Raw genomic sequence first — 13,775 nt, 5'->3', positions numbered from 1 at the left:
GACAAGCTCAGCCCGAACGGAGCATTGCTATATGACCGCAACCCCTGCCTGGCCGCCGCAGAGCGCGCCGCGTCTGCATGTCGAAACGCAGTTGGGCGACGGCGTGGCCGTGCCGATCGATGGCAACCCGGCCCATTATCTGATCAGCGTGATGCGGGTGAAGCCGGACGACATCGTCCTGCTGTTCGATGGCAGGTCCGGCGAATGGGCCGCGCGGGTGCGGGACATGCGCAAGCGCGATCTGGTGCTGGAATGCGTCAGCCAGACCAAGGCACCGGAGGATGTGCCCGATTTCTGGCTATGCTGCGCCCCGATCAAGAAAGGCCGCATCGACCTGATCGCGGAAAAAGCCTGCGAACTAGGTGTCGCCAAGTTGCAGCCAGTGTTGACCCGCCGGGCGGTGGTGGACAAGCTCAACCTCGACCGGCTGCACGCGCATCTGGTCGAGGCAGCCGAGCAGTGCGGGCGCACCGCGCTTCCTGATCTCGGCGGCATGGTGAAGCTGGACGCGTTGCTGCGCGATTGGCCGGAGGATCGCTGGCTGTTTTTCGCCGATGAAAGCGGGGGTGAGCCGCTGCACGAGACGCTGCGCGCGCATCAAGGCCCTGCGGCGTTCCTGATCGGGCCGGAGGGCGGCTTCGACCCGGCAGAACGGGAGGCGATCCGCGCTGGGGCTAGGGCCGTGCCCGTGTCCCTTGGCCCTCGCATCCTGCGCGCGGAGACGGCGGCGATCGCCGCGACGTCGGCGTGGATGACGCTGAACGGCGACTGGCGATAGGATAGCTGTTCCAGTTGCAATCCGAAATGGGATTGCAGCCCCGGTGGACGCAACCTATTTGTCCCCCGCGCGCTGTCGATTGACGCGCAAGGGGGACAGGCTAAGGCGGGGCATGAGCACGAGAACCGACTCAGGGGGCAACGATCCCGTCATCGAAAGCCGCGAACAGCTGATCGTGGCCTTTTCCAAGGGCGCAAAGCCCAAGGATCGCTGGCGCATCGGCACCGAGCATGAGAAGTTCGTCTATTCCAGGACGGATCATCATGCGCCGTCCTACAGCGAGCAGGGCGGCATCCACACGCTGCTGATCGGCCTCACCCGCTATGGCTGGAGCCCGGTGTTTGAGGGCGATAACATCATCGCCCTGTCCGGAGCCGATGGAACGGTCAGCCTGGAACCGGCGGGTCAGCTGGAACTGTCCGGTGCGCCGCTGGAAAATCTTCACCAGACCTGCGCGGAGACGCAACGGCATCTGGAACAGGTCAAATATGTCGGCGACATGCTGGGCCTGGGGTTCCTGAGCCTGGGCATGTGGCCCGACAAGACACGCGACGAACTGCCGGTGATGCCCAAGGGGCGTTATGACATCATGCTGCGGCACATGCCGCGCGTAGGCACGATGGGCCTCGACATGATGCTGCGAACCTGCACCATTCAGACGAACCTCGACTATGGCAGCGAGGCGGACATGGTGCAGAAGTTCCGCGTCGGCCTGGCCCTGCAACCGCTGGCAACTGCGCTGTTCGCCAATTCGCCCTTTACCGAAGGCAAGCCCAACGGCTTCCTGTCCTATCGCAGCCATATCTGGTCGGACACCGACCCGCACCGCACGGGCATGCTGCCCTTCGTGTTCGAGGACGGCTTTGGCTATGAGCGGTACGCGGACTATGCACTCGATGTGCCGATGTACTTCGTCTATCGCGACGGCCGCTATATCGATGCGGCGGGCCTCAGCTTCCGCGACTTCCTGGAGGGCAAGCTTTCCATTCTGCCCGGCGAGAAGCCGACCGAGAAGGATTGGGAAGATCATCTGTCGACCGCCTTCCCCGAAGTGCGGCTAAAGAGCTTCCTTGAAATGCGCGGGGCCGATGGCGGACGCGCCGATCGCATCACTGCCCTCCCCGCTTTCTGGGTTGGCCTGCTCTATGATCAGGGCGCGTTGGACGCAGCCTGGGATCTGGTGAAGGACTGGACCATGGAGGACCGCCAGACGTTGCGCGACGCCGCGCCGAAGCTGGCGCTGGATGCGCCGTTGCCGGGCGGGCGCAAGCTGCGCGACATCGCGGCCGAAGTACTGGATATCAGCCGCAGCGGGCTGAGGGCGCGGGCGCGGCTGAACGATATCGGCGACAATGAAACCGCCTATCTGGCACCGCTGGACGAGATCGTCGCGGCTGGGCGGACGCATGCCGAAGGTCTGCTCGCGCGCTATCATGGCGAATGGGCGGGCGATCTTTCGCGCGTCTACGCCGAGGAAAGCTTCTAACCTATTCCGCTGGCGTCAGGGCTGTTTGAGTCTTGCGGCGGCGGCCCGTTGCCCACGCGAACAGACGTGGCACAGGCGCGTTGCGCTCCATCCATTCGCTGTAGTCGCGATAGGCGGGATCAGTGGAGAGGTGGGCTTCTTCCGTCCGGGCGCGCCAATAATAGACGGCGTTGGTCGCCGCCAGCATCGCGCAATTGCGCACCATGTCGGTGAGGCTTCCCGAGACCGTGAGGAAGGGCAGCGCCGAAAACCACCAGAAGAGATTCTTCGACAGGTAAGCGGGGTGACGGGTCCAGCGATACGGCCCATGGGTCAGGATGCCGCGATGGGTGAGGTTGGAAAAGCGGATGCCGAACACCACCGTCGCCCAGGCATAGATGGCGGTTAGCAGGACGAGCCAGCTGCCCAATATCCATTGCAAGGTCGTATGTCCCTGCGTCCAAACGTCCCATTCCGCGCCGCCTGCATGATAGTCGAGCGGCCCCCCCGACCCCATCAGCACGAAGGGCGGGTAGCAGATCAGCGCCGCAACCCAACCGGTCAGCAACGGATTGGCCGAGCGTATGTGGGAATCGAGCGGCTTGCATGTCAGCAGGTAGCCGACCGTCGCCATACAGACATCGATCATGAACATGACCGCGATCAGGAAGGCGGCAAGGTTCACTGGATTGGCGAAGGCATGATCCAACCGCCAGTCCACCACGCTGGCAAAATTGCCAGGCACGATGGAGAGCATGAAGGCAAGGAAGAAGCCTTTGACCGCCCATGCGCGGGCATGATTGGCGACCTGCGCCATGTCCGGCGCGCCCGCTGCTCCCCCGATGATCCATTGTCCAAAGGCATGGGTGGCATCGCGGGGTTCGACCAGCCGCCGATCCAGCCAGACGACATAAGGGACAGAGAACAGCACAAGCCAAGGGGCCGCGCCCATGAACAGGTTCATGGAATAATGATAGGTTCCGCTCCAGTACCAGCGGGCCAAACAGTAGAAGATCGCGATCGCCATCCATGTCGCCCAAAGGCCAGCGATCTTGACGAGGCTGATCTCGAGGACGGCGCGCCATGGTCGGGGAGGTGCCTGCCAGTCGATACCTGTCGATGCATTGCGATGAACCTTGTCCACCAGCAGCGACCACAAGATCATCGGCAGCCCGCAGGCGATCGCCGCCGCGAAGCCCGCATTGGGGCCATTCATCCCATAATGTCGCGCCACCACCGCCCAAAGGGCAAGACCGGCCAGCCCGGCGAAGCCTACGCCATGGCTGACGGCAGAGGGCGGACAAGGATCGGTAGCGGAAGACATGCCCGGCTTATGACGGGAAATGGTAAGCAAGCCGTGAAGCCGCCTCAGACGCCGCCCAGTACATTGATCGTGAAGGCCAGAATACCAAGGTTGAACAGGAACGCCGCGAGGCAATGCGCGGTCACCACCTGACGCATGGATGTGCCAGTCACCGTGACATCGGACGTCTGGAAGGTCATGCCGAGGGTAAAGGCGAAATAGAGAAAATCGCTGTAACCGGGCTCCTTCGTACCCGGGAAGTCGATGCCCTGCTGATCCTTCCCGCGCGGATCGGCCAAGTAGAAGAGATGCGCATAATGCATCGCATAGACGAGGTTGGAAAAGAGCCAGGCAAGCGCCAGCGTCACCAGCAACAGCGCAATGGTCGCTGCGTTGGGGCCGTCATGCTGGCTGACGGCCGCCCCCACCGCGACCAGCACCACCAGTGACACGATACCCGTCAGGAGCAGCATCAGGCGGCGATTGGCATCATTTTCCTGCGCGGCGCGGCGCATGCGTTTGGCGTCGGCTTTCAGAAGCGGCGCGGCCACAGCAATGAAGGCGAGAGAGGCGCAATCGAACCCGGCCATCAGCGCCTGATGCCAAGGCATCAACCAGCCGAATGGCAAGCCGGTCGCCAGCAGCACCAGGAACATGCCGTAACGCAAGGGAAAAACCGAAGAGTGGGAGGAAGAAGACTTCATCCGCGCAGAAAGCCGCAAAATGACGAGGCTGGCAAGCGGCTCAGAGCACCGCCGCCACCAGACCAAGCGTCGCGGCTTCATTCGCTTCGAGATACCAATTTTCCGGTGCCCGCTTCAGCACTTCGTCAAGCGAGATGCTGGAGCCCAGGATCAGGTTGGAAAAGCCTTCATTCTGGATGGCGATCGACGCCTCAATCTCGTTCAGGGCAGCCCTTAGCGGTGCAATGCAGGTGGACAGCGGGCCTTGAAGGTTGATCTCCTTGGTGATGAGCCGTTCATGGATCATCACTCGCGTGCCCCGCGTGAGGTAGCGGTTCTCCTTGGCGAAAAAGCCCATGAAGGTCGCGCCCGCCGAATAAACAGCGGTTTTCCCGAGGAACACCAGCCGCCGCGCGGCGCTGAGTTCCGAATGGAATCGGATATCCTCGCCCATCATCCGGGCGATTTCGGGATCGCCGCCAAGCGTCGAAATTTCTGTCACCACCAGCCCCTCGGAGGGCGCCCCCGCCAGCGCGTCCTTGAAGTACAGATACATGGACTGGTCGACGGGACCGGAGAGGCGGATAGCGGGACAGGCGAAGTCCTGGGGTGAGAGCAAGGGCGCTTGCGTCGACATCAATGGGTTCCTGATAGACTAGGGATCGGGCTGCACTACGTCCGGCGGAGGAATTGGTGCCAAGGCAGGCGCGCTTTTGACTGGCGCTATCCTTTAGAGGCTGTAAAGAACAGATCATGACCAAAGGGTGCGGGGCATGATCGCGAAACTCAAAGGGCGGCTGGATAGCACGGGCACCGACCATGCGATCATCGACGTGGGGGGCGTGGGCTATCTCGTCGGCGCATCATCGCGCACCTTGTCGGCGCTGGGGCCGGTAGGCGAAGCGGTGACGGTGCATACCGAAATGCTGGTGTCGGAGGATTCGATCCGGCTGGTCGGCTTTGCACGCGGCGAGGAACGCGACTGGTTCCGCCTGCTGATCGGCGTGCAGGGCGTGGGATCGCGCGTGGCGCTGGCGATATTGTCGGCGCTCGAACCGGCCGAACTGCATCGCGCAGTGGCGACCGGGGACAAGGCGATGGTGGCGCGCGCCAATGGCGTGGGGCCGAAGCTGGCGCTGCGGATCGTCAATGAGTTGAAGGACAAGATCGGCGCGGCGCCCGGCGCTGGCGGCGTGTTGGGCGCGGGCATCGCGCCCGTCATGGCCGGAGGATTGGGCGCGGATGCGATTTCCGCCCTGCAGAATCTCGGCTTCAAGCCTGCCGAGGCGAGCAGCGCGGTTGCTGCTGCGGAGGAAGAGCTGGGCGATAGCGCGACGCTGGATGCGCTGGTGCGGCTGGCGCTGCGGAAGGCGGCCAAGTGAGCGAGGAACGGCTGATCGCCTCCACGCGCCGGGCGGAGGATGTGGATGCTGCCCTGCGGCCCAAATCCCTGACCGAGTTCATCGGGCAAGAGGCTGCGCGCGGCAATTTGCGGGTCTTTATCGAAGCGGCAAAGCAGCGTGGCGATGCGCTGGACCATGTACTGTTCTTTGGCCCACCGGGGCTGGGCAAAACAACGCTAGCGCAGATCGTGGCGAAGGAAATGGGGGTCGGATTTCGCGCAACGTCGGGGCCGGTGATCGCCAAATCGGGCGATCTGGCGGCACTGCTGACCAATCTGGATGAGGGCGACGTGCTGTTCGTGGATGAGATTCACAGGCTCAACCCGGCGGTGGAAGAGGTGCTTTATCCGGCGATGGAGGACCGGGCACTTGACCTGATGATCGGCGAGGGTCCGTCGGCCCGGTCGGTGCGGATAGACCTGCCCCGCTTCACCCTGGTCGGCGCGACGACACGGCAAGGACTGCTGACAACACCGCTGCGAGATCGCTTCGGCATTCCGGTGCGGCTGCAATTCTATACCGTCGAGGAACTGGAACTAGTGGTGCGACGCGCGGCGCGGCTGCTGGACCTTGGCATCACTTCCGACGGGGCGATCGAGATTGCCCGGCGATCCCGCGGAACGCCCCGCATCGCTGGGCGCCTGCTGCGGCGGGTACGCGACTTTGCGAATGTCGCGGGCGTCGAAGCGGTGGACGCCAAGGCGGCGGACTCGGCACTAAGGCGGCTGGAGGTCGACCAGTTGGGCCTCGACCTGATGGACCGGCGCTATTTGATGATGATCGCCGACATCTATCGCGGGGGGCCGGTGGGCGTGGAAACACTGGCGGCCGGTCTGTCGGAACCGCGCGATACGATCGAAGAGGTGATCGAACCCTATCTGATCCAGCTTGGCCTGATCGCCCGCACGGCGCGAGGCCGCTGCCTGAATGGGCCGGGCTGGAAGCATCTGGGGCTCAATCCGCCCGCCGGGTTGCAGGACGGGCTGTTCGACTGAAAAATGCGTGACCGCTACGGCAAGGCGCGGCTATAGCGTCGGCAAGGAGCGGATGCGCGCATCGGACGCGCTCTTGAATCAAGGAGTTGCGCTGCTTTGCGGGCGATCGAACAGTATCCCAATCTGGTGACCATGTTCTTCGCCCGGGCGAAGGAAATGGGCGACCTCCCCTTCCTTTGGCGCAAGACGGCTGGCGGCTGGCAATCGCTCAGCTGGACCGAGGTGGCGTTGCAGGTGGCGGGACTTGCCGCCGCGCTCAAGGCGCAGGGGCTTAAGCCGGGCGACCCCGTCATGCTGGTGAGCGAGAACCGCCCCGAATTCTGCATTGCCGACCTCGCCATCATGGCGGCGGGATGCGTGACGGTGCCGACCTACACCACCAACACCACGCGCGATCATCAGCATATCCTGACGGACAGCGGCGCCCGCGCGGTGATCGTGTCGACGGCCAAGCTGGCGCAGACGCTGATGCCCGCCGTGTTGCGATCGCAGGCGAGCTTCATCATCGGCATGGAACCGCTCCGGGGCGCGCAGGGCGATCTGTCCTGCCATCTGTGGGCCGACATGGTCGCGTCCCGCATCGCCGATCCCGACGCCTGCGCCGCCGAACAGACGGCCGGACGGGATGACCTCGCCTGCATCATCTATACCAGCGGCACAGGTGGTGCGCCACGCGGCGTCATGCAGCATCACGGCGCGATACTGTGCAATATCGAAGGCGCGGGCAGGCTGGTCGCGGAGGATTTCGGCTGGGGGGATGAAGTTTTCCTGTCCTTCCTGCCGCTCAGCCACGCCTATGAGCATAGCGGCGGACAATTCCTGCCGATCATGCTGGGCGGGCAAATCTATTATGCGGAAGGGCTGGAAAAGCTCGCCAGCAACATAGAGGAAGCGCGCCCGACGATCATGGTCGTCGTGCCCCGCCTGTTCGAGGTGCTGCGCGCCCGGATCATCAAGTCGATCGAGAAGCAGGGCAAGTTCCCCGCCTGGCTGCTGGCGCAAGCGCTGCGGATCGCCGCGAAGGAGCAGAACGGTAACATATCGATCGCCGACCTGCCGATGAAGCTGCTGCTGAACCGGACGCTGAAGCCCAAGATCGCCAAGCGCTTTGGCGGGCGGATGAAGGCACTGGTATCGGGCGGCGCGCCGCTCAATCCGGATGTCGGCCTGTTCTTCGACGCCATGGGGCTGACGCTGCTGCAGGGCTATGGCCAGACGGAGGCGGGACCAGTCGTCAGCTGCAACAGGCCGAGCGCGGGCATCGCCATGGACACGGTCGGCCCGCCGCTCGATGGGGTCGAGGTCAGGATTGCCGAAGATGGCGAGATATTGGTGCGCGGCGAACTGGTGATGCAGGGTTATTGGCGCAATGCGGCCGAAACCGAAAAGGCGCTGAAGGACGGATGGCTGCACACCGGCGACATTGGCCAGATCGACGCCAAGGGCCGCATCCGCATTACCGATCGCAAGAAGGACCTGATCGTCAATGACAAGGGCGACAATGTGTCGCCGCAGAAGGTCGAGGGCATGTTGACGCTACAGCCGGAGATCGGTCAGGCCATGGTCTATGGCGACCGGCGTCCGCATCTGGTCGGGCTGCTGGTGCCCGATGCCGAGTGGACGCGCGAATGGGCGGCGGCGCACGGCCTTGACGCGGACGACACCGCATCCAACGCCGCCTATCAGGCAGCATTAAGGGCGGCAGTCGATCGGGTGAATGAAGAATTGTCCGTGACAGAGCGGGTCCGACGCATCATCCTGGCCGACGAACCCTTCACCATCGAAAATGGCGAGATGACGCCATCGATGAAGATCCGCCGCCACGTCATCAGGGCCCGCTATCAGGAACGGCTGGACGCGCTCTACAAGGGCTGACCTTCAGCGGCCGGGGGTGCGATAGGGCGTGAAAGACCCCAGCGCGCAACCGCCGGTGATCGACCCGGTGACCAGATCGGCGCTCCGCGCGAGATCGCCCCGGCAATATTGCGAACCTGTCGGCTTGATGATGAGGGTGTCGCCCCTCCCCAACCCGGTGCAACTGCCGATCAGGTCGTTGCGATAGATCAGCCGCCCACTCACCCGGTACAGCAACACGCTTTCGCTGACAGCGGTGAGGCTGGAGCCCGGATAGCGGCTCACGCAGTTGACTGGCTCGCCCGCGACCTTGCCTTCCAGTGCAGCCTCAAGCCGGGCCGCTTGCTTCTCCGTAAGGCGCGGGGGCTCGCTACCGCCTGCGCACGCTGCCAGCATCAGTGGCACCAGACATATCGATGCACGCATGGCAATCCTCCTGCACATCTCTCCATAAATTGAGACGTCGGCGTAACGCCCGAACCGTCAGGCGGTATCCTTGGCCTTGCGGCGGCGAGCCAGCTCATCCGCGTCGCTCGCGCGCATGAAGATGTTGGTCGCGCGCTCCAGTCCGATGGTCGTGGGCACCGTGGCCTCGCCGCGTGCACGGGCAGCATCGACCTGCACCATGCGGTCGGCGAGTGCTTCATTGTCCGGCTCGATCGTCAGGCCAAAACGGCCATTGCCCTGCGTATATTCATGAGCGCAATAGACCATCGTGTCATCCGGCAACGCTGCGAGCCGAACCATGTTGGCGAACATCTGATCCGCCGTCCCTTCGAACAGCCGCCCACAACCCATGGCGAACAACGTATCGCCGACAAAGATGATGTGATCGCCAGCCAGATGATAGGCGATATGCCCCGCCGTATGGGCGGGCACCTCCATCACGGTGGCGACATGATCGCCGATGCGAACCTCATCCCCTTCCCCCACTGGGCGGTCGAGCGTGCCGATCTTGGCCGCCTCTGCGGTCGGCCCGGTGATCCGGCAGCCGGTTGCCGCCTTTATCGCCGCGTTGCCGCCCACATGATCGCCATGCCAATGCGTGTTCCAGATCTGGCTGATGGTCCAGCCCCGCTCGGCCGCCGCCGCCAGCACAGGGTCCGCCACCGCCGGGTCGACCACCACGGTCTCGCCACTGGCATCATCGTGCAGCAGCCAGACATAATTATCGGACAGCACCGGGATTCGGACAACGCTCAACATGGGCTTACCAGACGCCGGTATTGGGCATCGACGCCCAAGGTTCGGCAGGATCAAGATATCCGTCCTGCAACAATTCTATCGAGATATTGTCGGGCGTGCGGACAAAGGCCATGTGGCCGTCGCGCGGGGGGCGGTTGATGGTCACGCCCGCATCCATCAGCCGCTGGCACACGTCATATATATTATCGACGCGATAGGCGAGATGGCCGAAATTCCGACCTTCGCCATAGCTTTCCGCTGGCCTGCCATCTTCCGGTGGCCAGTTGTAGGTCAGCTCCACCTGAGCATCCTCATCCCCCGGCGCGGCGAGGAACACGAGGGTGTAGCGTCCATTTTCATTGTCGAAGCGTTTCTGCTCCTCCAGCCCCAACAGCTTGAAGAAGGCGACCGTGCGGTCAACGTCAGTCACGCGAATCATCGTATGCAGATATTTGGTCAAGCAGTCGCTCCGTTCGTCGCTATCAAGCAACGGTTCATCTCGGCAATGGCAGGAATGATCTCAAGATAGGGCGGCGCAGGCGTGGATGGAAGAGGAGACGCGAATGGCAATCGAGTATCGCGACAAGGTGCTGCTGGGCTGTGCCGGGTTGCTGGCGCTGGGGCTGGTCAGCGGCGGCTATCTGCTGGGTGACGGGCTGAAGCGCGCGAAAGCTGCGGACCGGTCAGTCACAGTGAGGGGTCTGGCGGAGCGCAATGTCACGGCCGACCTTGCGACCTGGTCGATCAGCTATGCCGCAACCGGCTTCGACCTGCCTGCGGTGCGTGCGGAGATCGACAATAATACGCGAGAGCTGAAGGCCTATTTCGCAAGCCTCGGCTTCAAGCCGGAGGCGCTGACCCCCACGGGCGCGGGCGTCAATCAATATATCAATAACGGCGTCAACACGATCACCATCACACAGCGCATGTTGTTGCGCACGACCGACATCGCCCGCGCTCAGCGAGCAGTCGCGCAGCAGTTCGATCTGGTCCGTCGGGGCGTCACGCTGCAGGAGGGTTCCGGCATGCGCTATAGCTTCACAAAGCTCAACGACGTCAAGCCGCCCATGGTGGCCGCCGCGACCCGCGATGCCCGCGCCGCGGCCGAGCAATTCGCGCGCGACAGCGGCGCAAGCGTCGGCGGCATCAAGAGCGCCACCCAGGGCTATTTTTCCATCGATCCACGCGATGGAGAGGCGGACGGATCGAGCGACACCCCCTACAAGAAGGTCCGCGTCGTCACGACCGTCGACTTCTACCTTAAATAGACGGGCTCAGGCGGGCGGCAGCCGGGTGAGATTATCGGCGGCCGCCTTGCCTGCGGGCGATTGCGGCGCGAGCTTGACTGCTCTTTGCCAGGCCGATCGGGCGATGTCGGCATGATCAGTCAGGACAGCGATATTGCCCTCCTCCAAAGCCACCGACGCATCATCGGGAGAGAGCTGCACCGCCCGCGCGATATGCGCCTGCGCCAGCTTCAACTCCCCCGCGCGGCGGGCGAGCGTGGCCGAGAGCAGCCACGCCAGCGGGTCCTGCGGCACCTGCGCCAGAGCCACATCGAGCGAATCGCGCGCTTCCTTGACCTCACCCAGCGCGACGAGGGCGCGGGCACGATCGAGATGCGTTTCGCCTTTTTCCACGCCATCGGGCAGGCCGCGCGCCAGTGCCGCGTCGAAACTGGTGCGCGCCTTGGCGGGATCGCCCGCCGCTAGCGCTGCATTACCAGCCTGCGCCCATAAGCGCGCGCTCTGCGCCATTTCACCGCTGCGCTCAGCCTCATCAGCAGCCTGCTCGAAAGACACGATGGCGGGCGCCCACCGCTCCGCCCGGGCATAGGCGAAACCCATGCAATGGCGCGCGTAGAAGCTGCCCCCTTCCAGCCGCCATTTCTGCGCGAACGCGACGCCCTGCTCAGGCGATTGAAGCGCCTCGTCGAGACAGGCCTGGAAAGGCTTCGCATATTTTTCCGGAACGGGAATGCGACCGTCAGCAGCGGGGCTTGGTGCGGGCGCCTGCGCCTCCTTCTTGGGCCGGTTCATCACCGCCTCAATTTCCGGATCATAGGCTTGCGGCGTCAAAAGCAGCAACGGAAGGATAAAGCTCATCGAAGATTGTCCAAAAGACTGCCGAGAGTGTGGATCAGCAATGCAATGTCGCCATCGCGCGACAGACGGTGGTCGCCATCCTTAATCAGCAGCGTCTGCACATCATATGAATGCAGGCGCTGGGCCAGCCGCAGCGCGGTCTGCCAAGGGACGTCGCGGTCCTCCTGCCCTTGAATCAGCCGCACAGGGCAATCGATGGCGACAGGACCGTTCAGCAAGCGAAGCGCCTGCCCCGACTGCCAGAAGGCAAGCGTCGTCACCAGCGGCTGATCGCCATAGGGCGTGGGTTCGGTCAGCCGCCCCTGGGTGGCCAGCAAAGCCTTGTCTGCGTCGCTAAAGCCCCATTCGGTGAAATCCGGCGCGGCCGCGATGCCGACCAGCCCGACAACGCGGTCAGGGCGAGCCAGCGCGATGAGCAGGGCAATCCAGCCGCCCATGGACGACCCCACCAGCAGCAACGGCCCGTCCGTCAGGGCGTCGATCAACAGCAGCGCATCGTCGCGCCAGCTGGCGAGCGTGCCATCCTCAAAGCGGCCTTCGCTGACGCCGTTGCCGCCATAGTCGAGCCGCAGCATCGCCCTTCCGGTCTCCGCCGCCCAGGCGTCGATGGCCACCGCCTTGCCGCCCTCCATGTCGGACATGTAGCCCGGCAGAAAGACGATGGTCGGCCCCGCGCCCGCACGATACCGATATGCGAGCCGGACCCCATCGGGACGGGCGAACAGCGCCAGCGGCGCGGCTTGGAAGGGGGCTATCGGCTGTCTCCACTGGCGATCAATGCGTCCTGCCTGATGCAATAGACGCTGACGCGCAGAAAACCAGAAAGGAAGAAAAATAATGCCCGCCACGGAATTGACAGTGTGAGGACCAACGGCTAATCGCGCCGTCCTACCCCGTGCCCAGATGGCGGAATTGGTAGACGCACCAGCTTCAGGTGCTGGCGATCGCAAGGTCGTGGAGGTTCGAGTCCTCTTCTGGGCACCATTTTTGGACGCTAAAGGCGCCAAGCGAGCGACTGATTTTACAGCGCTTTCGACAGAAAATTGCCGGACGCTGTCCTGCGAAATCCAATTATAATCTCCAGTAATATATCGCTTTTGATGATCCTTCCGGCGGTGCGGGCGGTACCCGGCTTGACCAAGCAGGACTTTTCGCGACCATGCTGTTAATCGTCGAACCAGCGTATCGACATTGGAGAGCAGCATGGATCAAAGGACCGGACGTCGGACGTTCATCGCCGGAGCGACCACGTTGACGCTGTTCCCGCGCTTGGCCGTGGCGACGCAACGGCCAGAGGCACCTGCACCAAAAGCCATGCCCCTGATGCCCCGGCCGGTTGACGGTGATGGGCCGGGGTTCAGATCCTTGTTTGACGGTCGCACCCTGGCGGGCTGGCGCGGTGATCCGCGATACTGGCGCGTGGAAGACGGCTGCATAGTTGGCGAAGTGACGCCGGACACCCTGCTTCGGAGCAACACTTTCCTGATCTGGGAAGGCGGGAAGCCCGAGGATTTCGAATTGAAGGCGGAGTATCGGATCACCCCTGAAGGCAATAGCGGGGTCAACTATCGCAGCACCGTTGTCAAAGACGAGATCACCCCCACCAACCGCTTCGCCATGTCAGGATTACAGTTCGATATCGACGGCCGGAATCTCTTCACCGCCATGGTCTATGAGGAGCGGGGGCGCGGCTTTATCGCCCGCCGTGGTCAGTTTGCGCGAACAACGTCACCGCCGTCGCAAATAATTGGTTCCATTGGTGAGCCCGGCCCTCTGAAAGCAGCGATCAAAGCGGAATGGAACGAAGCCCATATCATCGCCAAGGGTCCGGCCATCTACCATCTGTTGAACGGCCAATTGATGGCGGCCGCGATCGATGAGTCGGCGGATCGTCGGCGCAAGGGCGAAATCGGGATGCAGGCGCATGTAGGTCCGCCGATGAAGGTGGAATTCCGCAACATCCGGCTGAAGCTGCTGTAGCGCAATCCGTGAAGGGATCGGCTA

The 13,775-nt window shown here is 63.4% G+C and carries 15 protein-coding genes and 1 tRNA gene; 8 read left to right on the top strand and 8 right to left on the bottom strand.

Annotation, left to right across the window (positions count from 1 at the left end):
- Nucleotides 1–31 precede the first annotated feature (31 nt).
- Entirely contained in the window at nucleotides 32–778 is a 747-nt protein-coding gene (locus ACZ5TH_RS11640) for a 16S rRNA (uracil(1498)-N(3))-methyltransferase (RefSeq protein WP_464794011.1), read from the top strand.
- Between the two features lie 112 nt (nucleotides 779–890).
- Nucleotides 891–2,264, top strand: a complete 1,374-nt coding sequence (locus tag ACZ5TH_RS11635; RefSeq protein WP_464794010.1) for a glutamate--cysteine ligase — start codon at nucleotides 891–893, stop codon at nucleotides 2,262–2,264.
- A 1-nt stretch (nucleotide 2,265) separates the two neighbouring features.
- On the opposite strand, the gene ACZ5TH_RS11630 is transcribed toward ACZ5TH_RS11635, so the two are convergent.
- Genes ACZ5TH_RS11630 through ACZ5TH_RS11620 form a run of 3 tightly spaced genes read right to left on the bottom strand, consistent with a single transcriptional unit; the run spans nucleotide 2,266 to nucleotide 4,866 of the window.
- Entirely contained in the window at nucleotides 2,266–3,567 is a 1,302-nt protein-coding gene (locus ACZ5TH_RS11630; protein ID WP_464794009.1) for a methyltransferase family protein, read from the bottom strand.
- 44 nt (nucleotides 3,568–3,611) lie between these two features.
- The gene (locus ACZ5TH_RS11625; protein ID WP_464794008.1) at nucleotides 3,612–4,250 is read right to left on the bottom strand and encodes a DUF1345 domain-containing protein; all 639 of its coding nucleotides are present in this window, start codon (nucleotides 4,248–4,250) and stop codon (nucleotides 3,612–3,614) included.
- Between the two features lie 40 nt (nucleotides 4,251–4,290).
- A complete protein-coding gene (locus ACZ5TH_RS11620) occupies nucleotides 4,291–4,866 on the bottom strand; it encodes a peptidase S14 (protein ID WP_464794007.1) in 576 nt (191 codons plus the stop codon).
- Between the two features lie 136 nt (nucleotides 4,867–5,002).
- Between ACZ5TH_RS11620 and ruvA the strand changes: the two genes are divergently transcribed.
- The 3 genes from ruvA to ACZ5TH_RS11605 all read left to right on the top strand — a co-directional run bounded on the left by ruvA (nucleotide 5,003) and on the right by ACZ5TH_RS11605 (nucleotide 8,502).
- The gene (gene ruvA, locus ACZ5TH_RS11615) at nucleotides 5,003–5,611 is read left to right on the top strand and encodes a Holliday junction branch migration protein RuvA (RefSeq protein WP_464778572.1); all 609 of its coding nucleotides are present in this window, start codon (nucleotides 5,003–5,005) and stop codon (nucleotides 5,609–5,611) included.
- Entirely contained in the window at nucleotides 5,608–6,627 is a 1,020-nt protein-coding gene (gene ruvB, locus ACZ5TH_RS11610) for a Holliday junction branch migration DNA helicase RuvB (RefSeq protein WP_449470636.1), read from the top strand. The genes ruvA and ruvB overlap by 4 nt, the downstream gene beginning before the upstream one ends.
- Nucleotides 6,628–6,759: 132 nt before the next feature.
- A complete protein-coding gene (locus ACZ5TH_RS11605) occupies nucleotides 6,760–8,502 on the top strand; it encodes an AMP-dependent synthetase/ligase (protein ID WP_464795106.1) in 1,743 nt (580 codons plus the stop codon).
- 3 nt (nucleotides 8,503–8,505) lie between these two features.
- Here ACZ5TH_RS11605 and ACZ5TH_RS11600 read toward each other — a convergent pair whose 3' ends face one another.
- Genes ACZ5TH_RS11600 through ACZ5TH_RS11590 form a run of 3 tightly spaced genes read right to left on the bottom strand, consistent with a single transcriptional unit; the run spans nucleotide 8,506 to nucleotide 10,126 of the window.
- Nucleotides 8,506–8,907: a hypothetical protein gene (locus tag ACZ5TH_RS11600; RefSeq protein ID WP_449470635.1), complete on the bottom strand. Its 402-nt coding sequence runs from the start codon at nucleotides 8,905–8,907 to the stop codon at nucleotides 8,506–8,508.
- 57 nt (nucleotides 8,908–8,964) lie between these two features.
- Nucleotides 8,965–9,687, bottom strand: a complete 723-nt coding sequence (gloB, locus tag ACZ5TH_RS11595) for a hydroxyacylglutathione hydrolase (protein WP_464794006.1) — start codon at nucleotides 9,685–9,687, stop codon at nucleotides 8,965–8,967.
- 4 nt (nucleotides 9,688–9,691) lie between these two features.
- Nucleotides 9,692–10,126, bottom strand: coding sequence for a VOC family protein (locus ACZ5TH_RS11590; RefSeq protein ID WP_464794005.1), 435 nt, complete (start codon nucleotides 10,124–10,126; stop codon nucleotides 9,692–9,694).
- Between the two features lie 103 nt (nucleotides 10,127–10,229).
- Between ACZ5TH_RS11590 and ACZ5TH_RS11585 the strand changes: the two genes are divergently transcribed.
- On the top strand, nucleotides 10,230–10,934 hold the full coding sequence (locus ACZ5TH_RS11585; protein WP_196224975.1) for an SIMPL domain-containing protein: 705 nt from the start codon (nucleotides 10,230–10,232) through the stop codon (nucleotides 10,932–10,934).
- Between the two features lie 6 nt (nucleotides 10,935–10,940).
- Here the strand turns inward: ACZ5TH_RS11585 and ACZ5TH_RS11580 are convergent, their stop codons facing one another.
- Together ACZ5TH_RS11580 and ACZ5TH_RS11575 are read right to left on the bottom strand one after the other, a co-directional pair.
- On the bottom strand, nucleotides 10,941–11,771 hold the full coding sequence (locus ACZ5TH_RS11580; RefSeq protein ID WP_460987090.1) for a tetratricopeptide repeat protein: 831 nt from the start codon (nucleotides 11,769–11,771) through the stop codon (nucleotides 10,941–10,943).
- On the bottom strand, nucleotides 11,768–12,526 hold the full coding sequence (locus tag ACZ5TH_RS11575; RefSeq protein ID WP_464795105.1) for an alpha/beta fold hydrolase: 759 nt from the start codon (nucleotides 12,524–12,526) through the stop codon (nucleotides 11,768–11,770). The genes ACZ5TH_RS11580 and ACZ5TH_RS11575 overlap by 4 nt, the downstream gene beginning before the upstream one ends.
- Nucleotides 12,527–12,668: 142 nt before the next feature.
- Between ACZ5TH_RS11575 and ACZ5TH_RS11570 the strand changes: the two genes are divergently transcribed.
- Nucleotides 12,669–12,755: transfer RNA gene (locus ACZ5TH_RS11570), tRNA-Leu, on the top strand.
- Between the two features lie 219 nt (nucleotides 12,756–12,974).
- Nucleotides 12,975–13,751, top strand: coding sequence for a 3-keto-disaccharide hydrolase (locus ACZ5TH_RS11565; protein ID WP_464794004.1), 777 nt, complete (start codon nucleotides 12,975–12,977; stop codon nucleotides 13,749–13,751).
- Nucleotides 13,752–13,775 lie beyond the last annotated feature (24 nt).

This window comes from Sphingobium sp. TomTYG73 (assembly GCF_055394245.1).
This window is presented reverse-complemented; position numbering and strand designations above follow the sequence as displayed.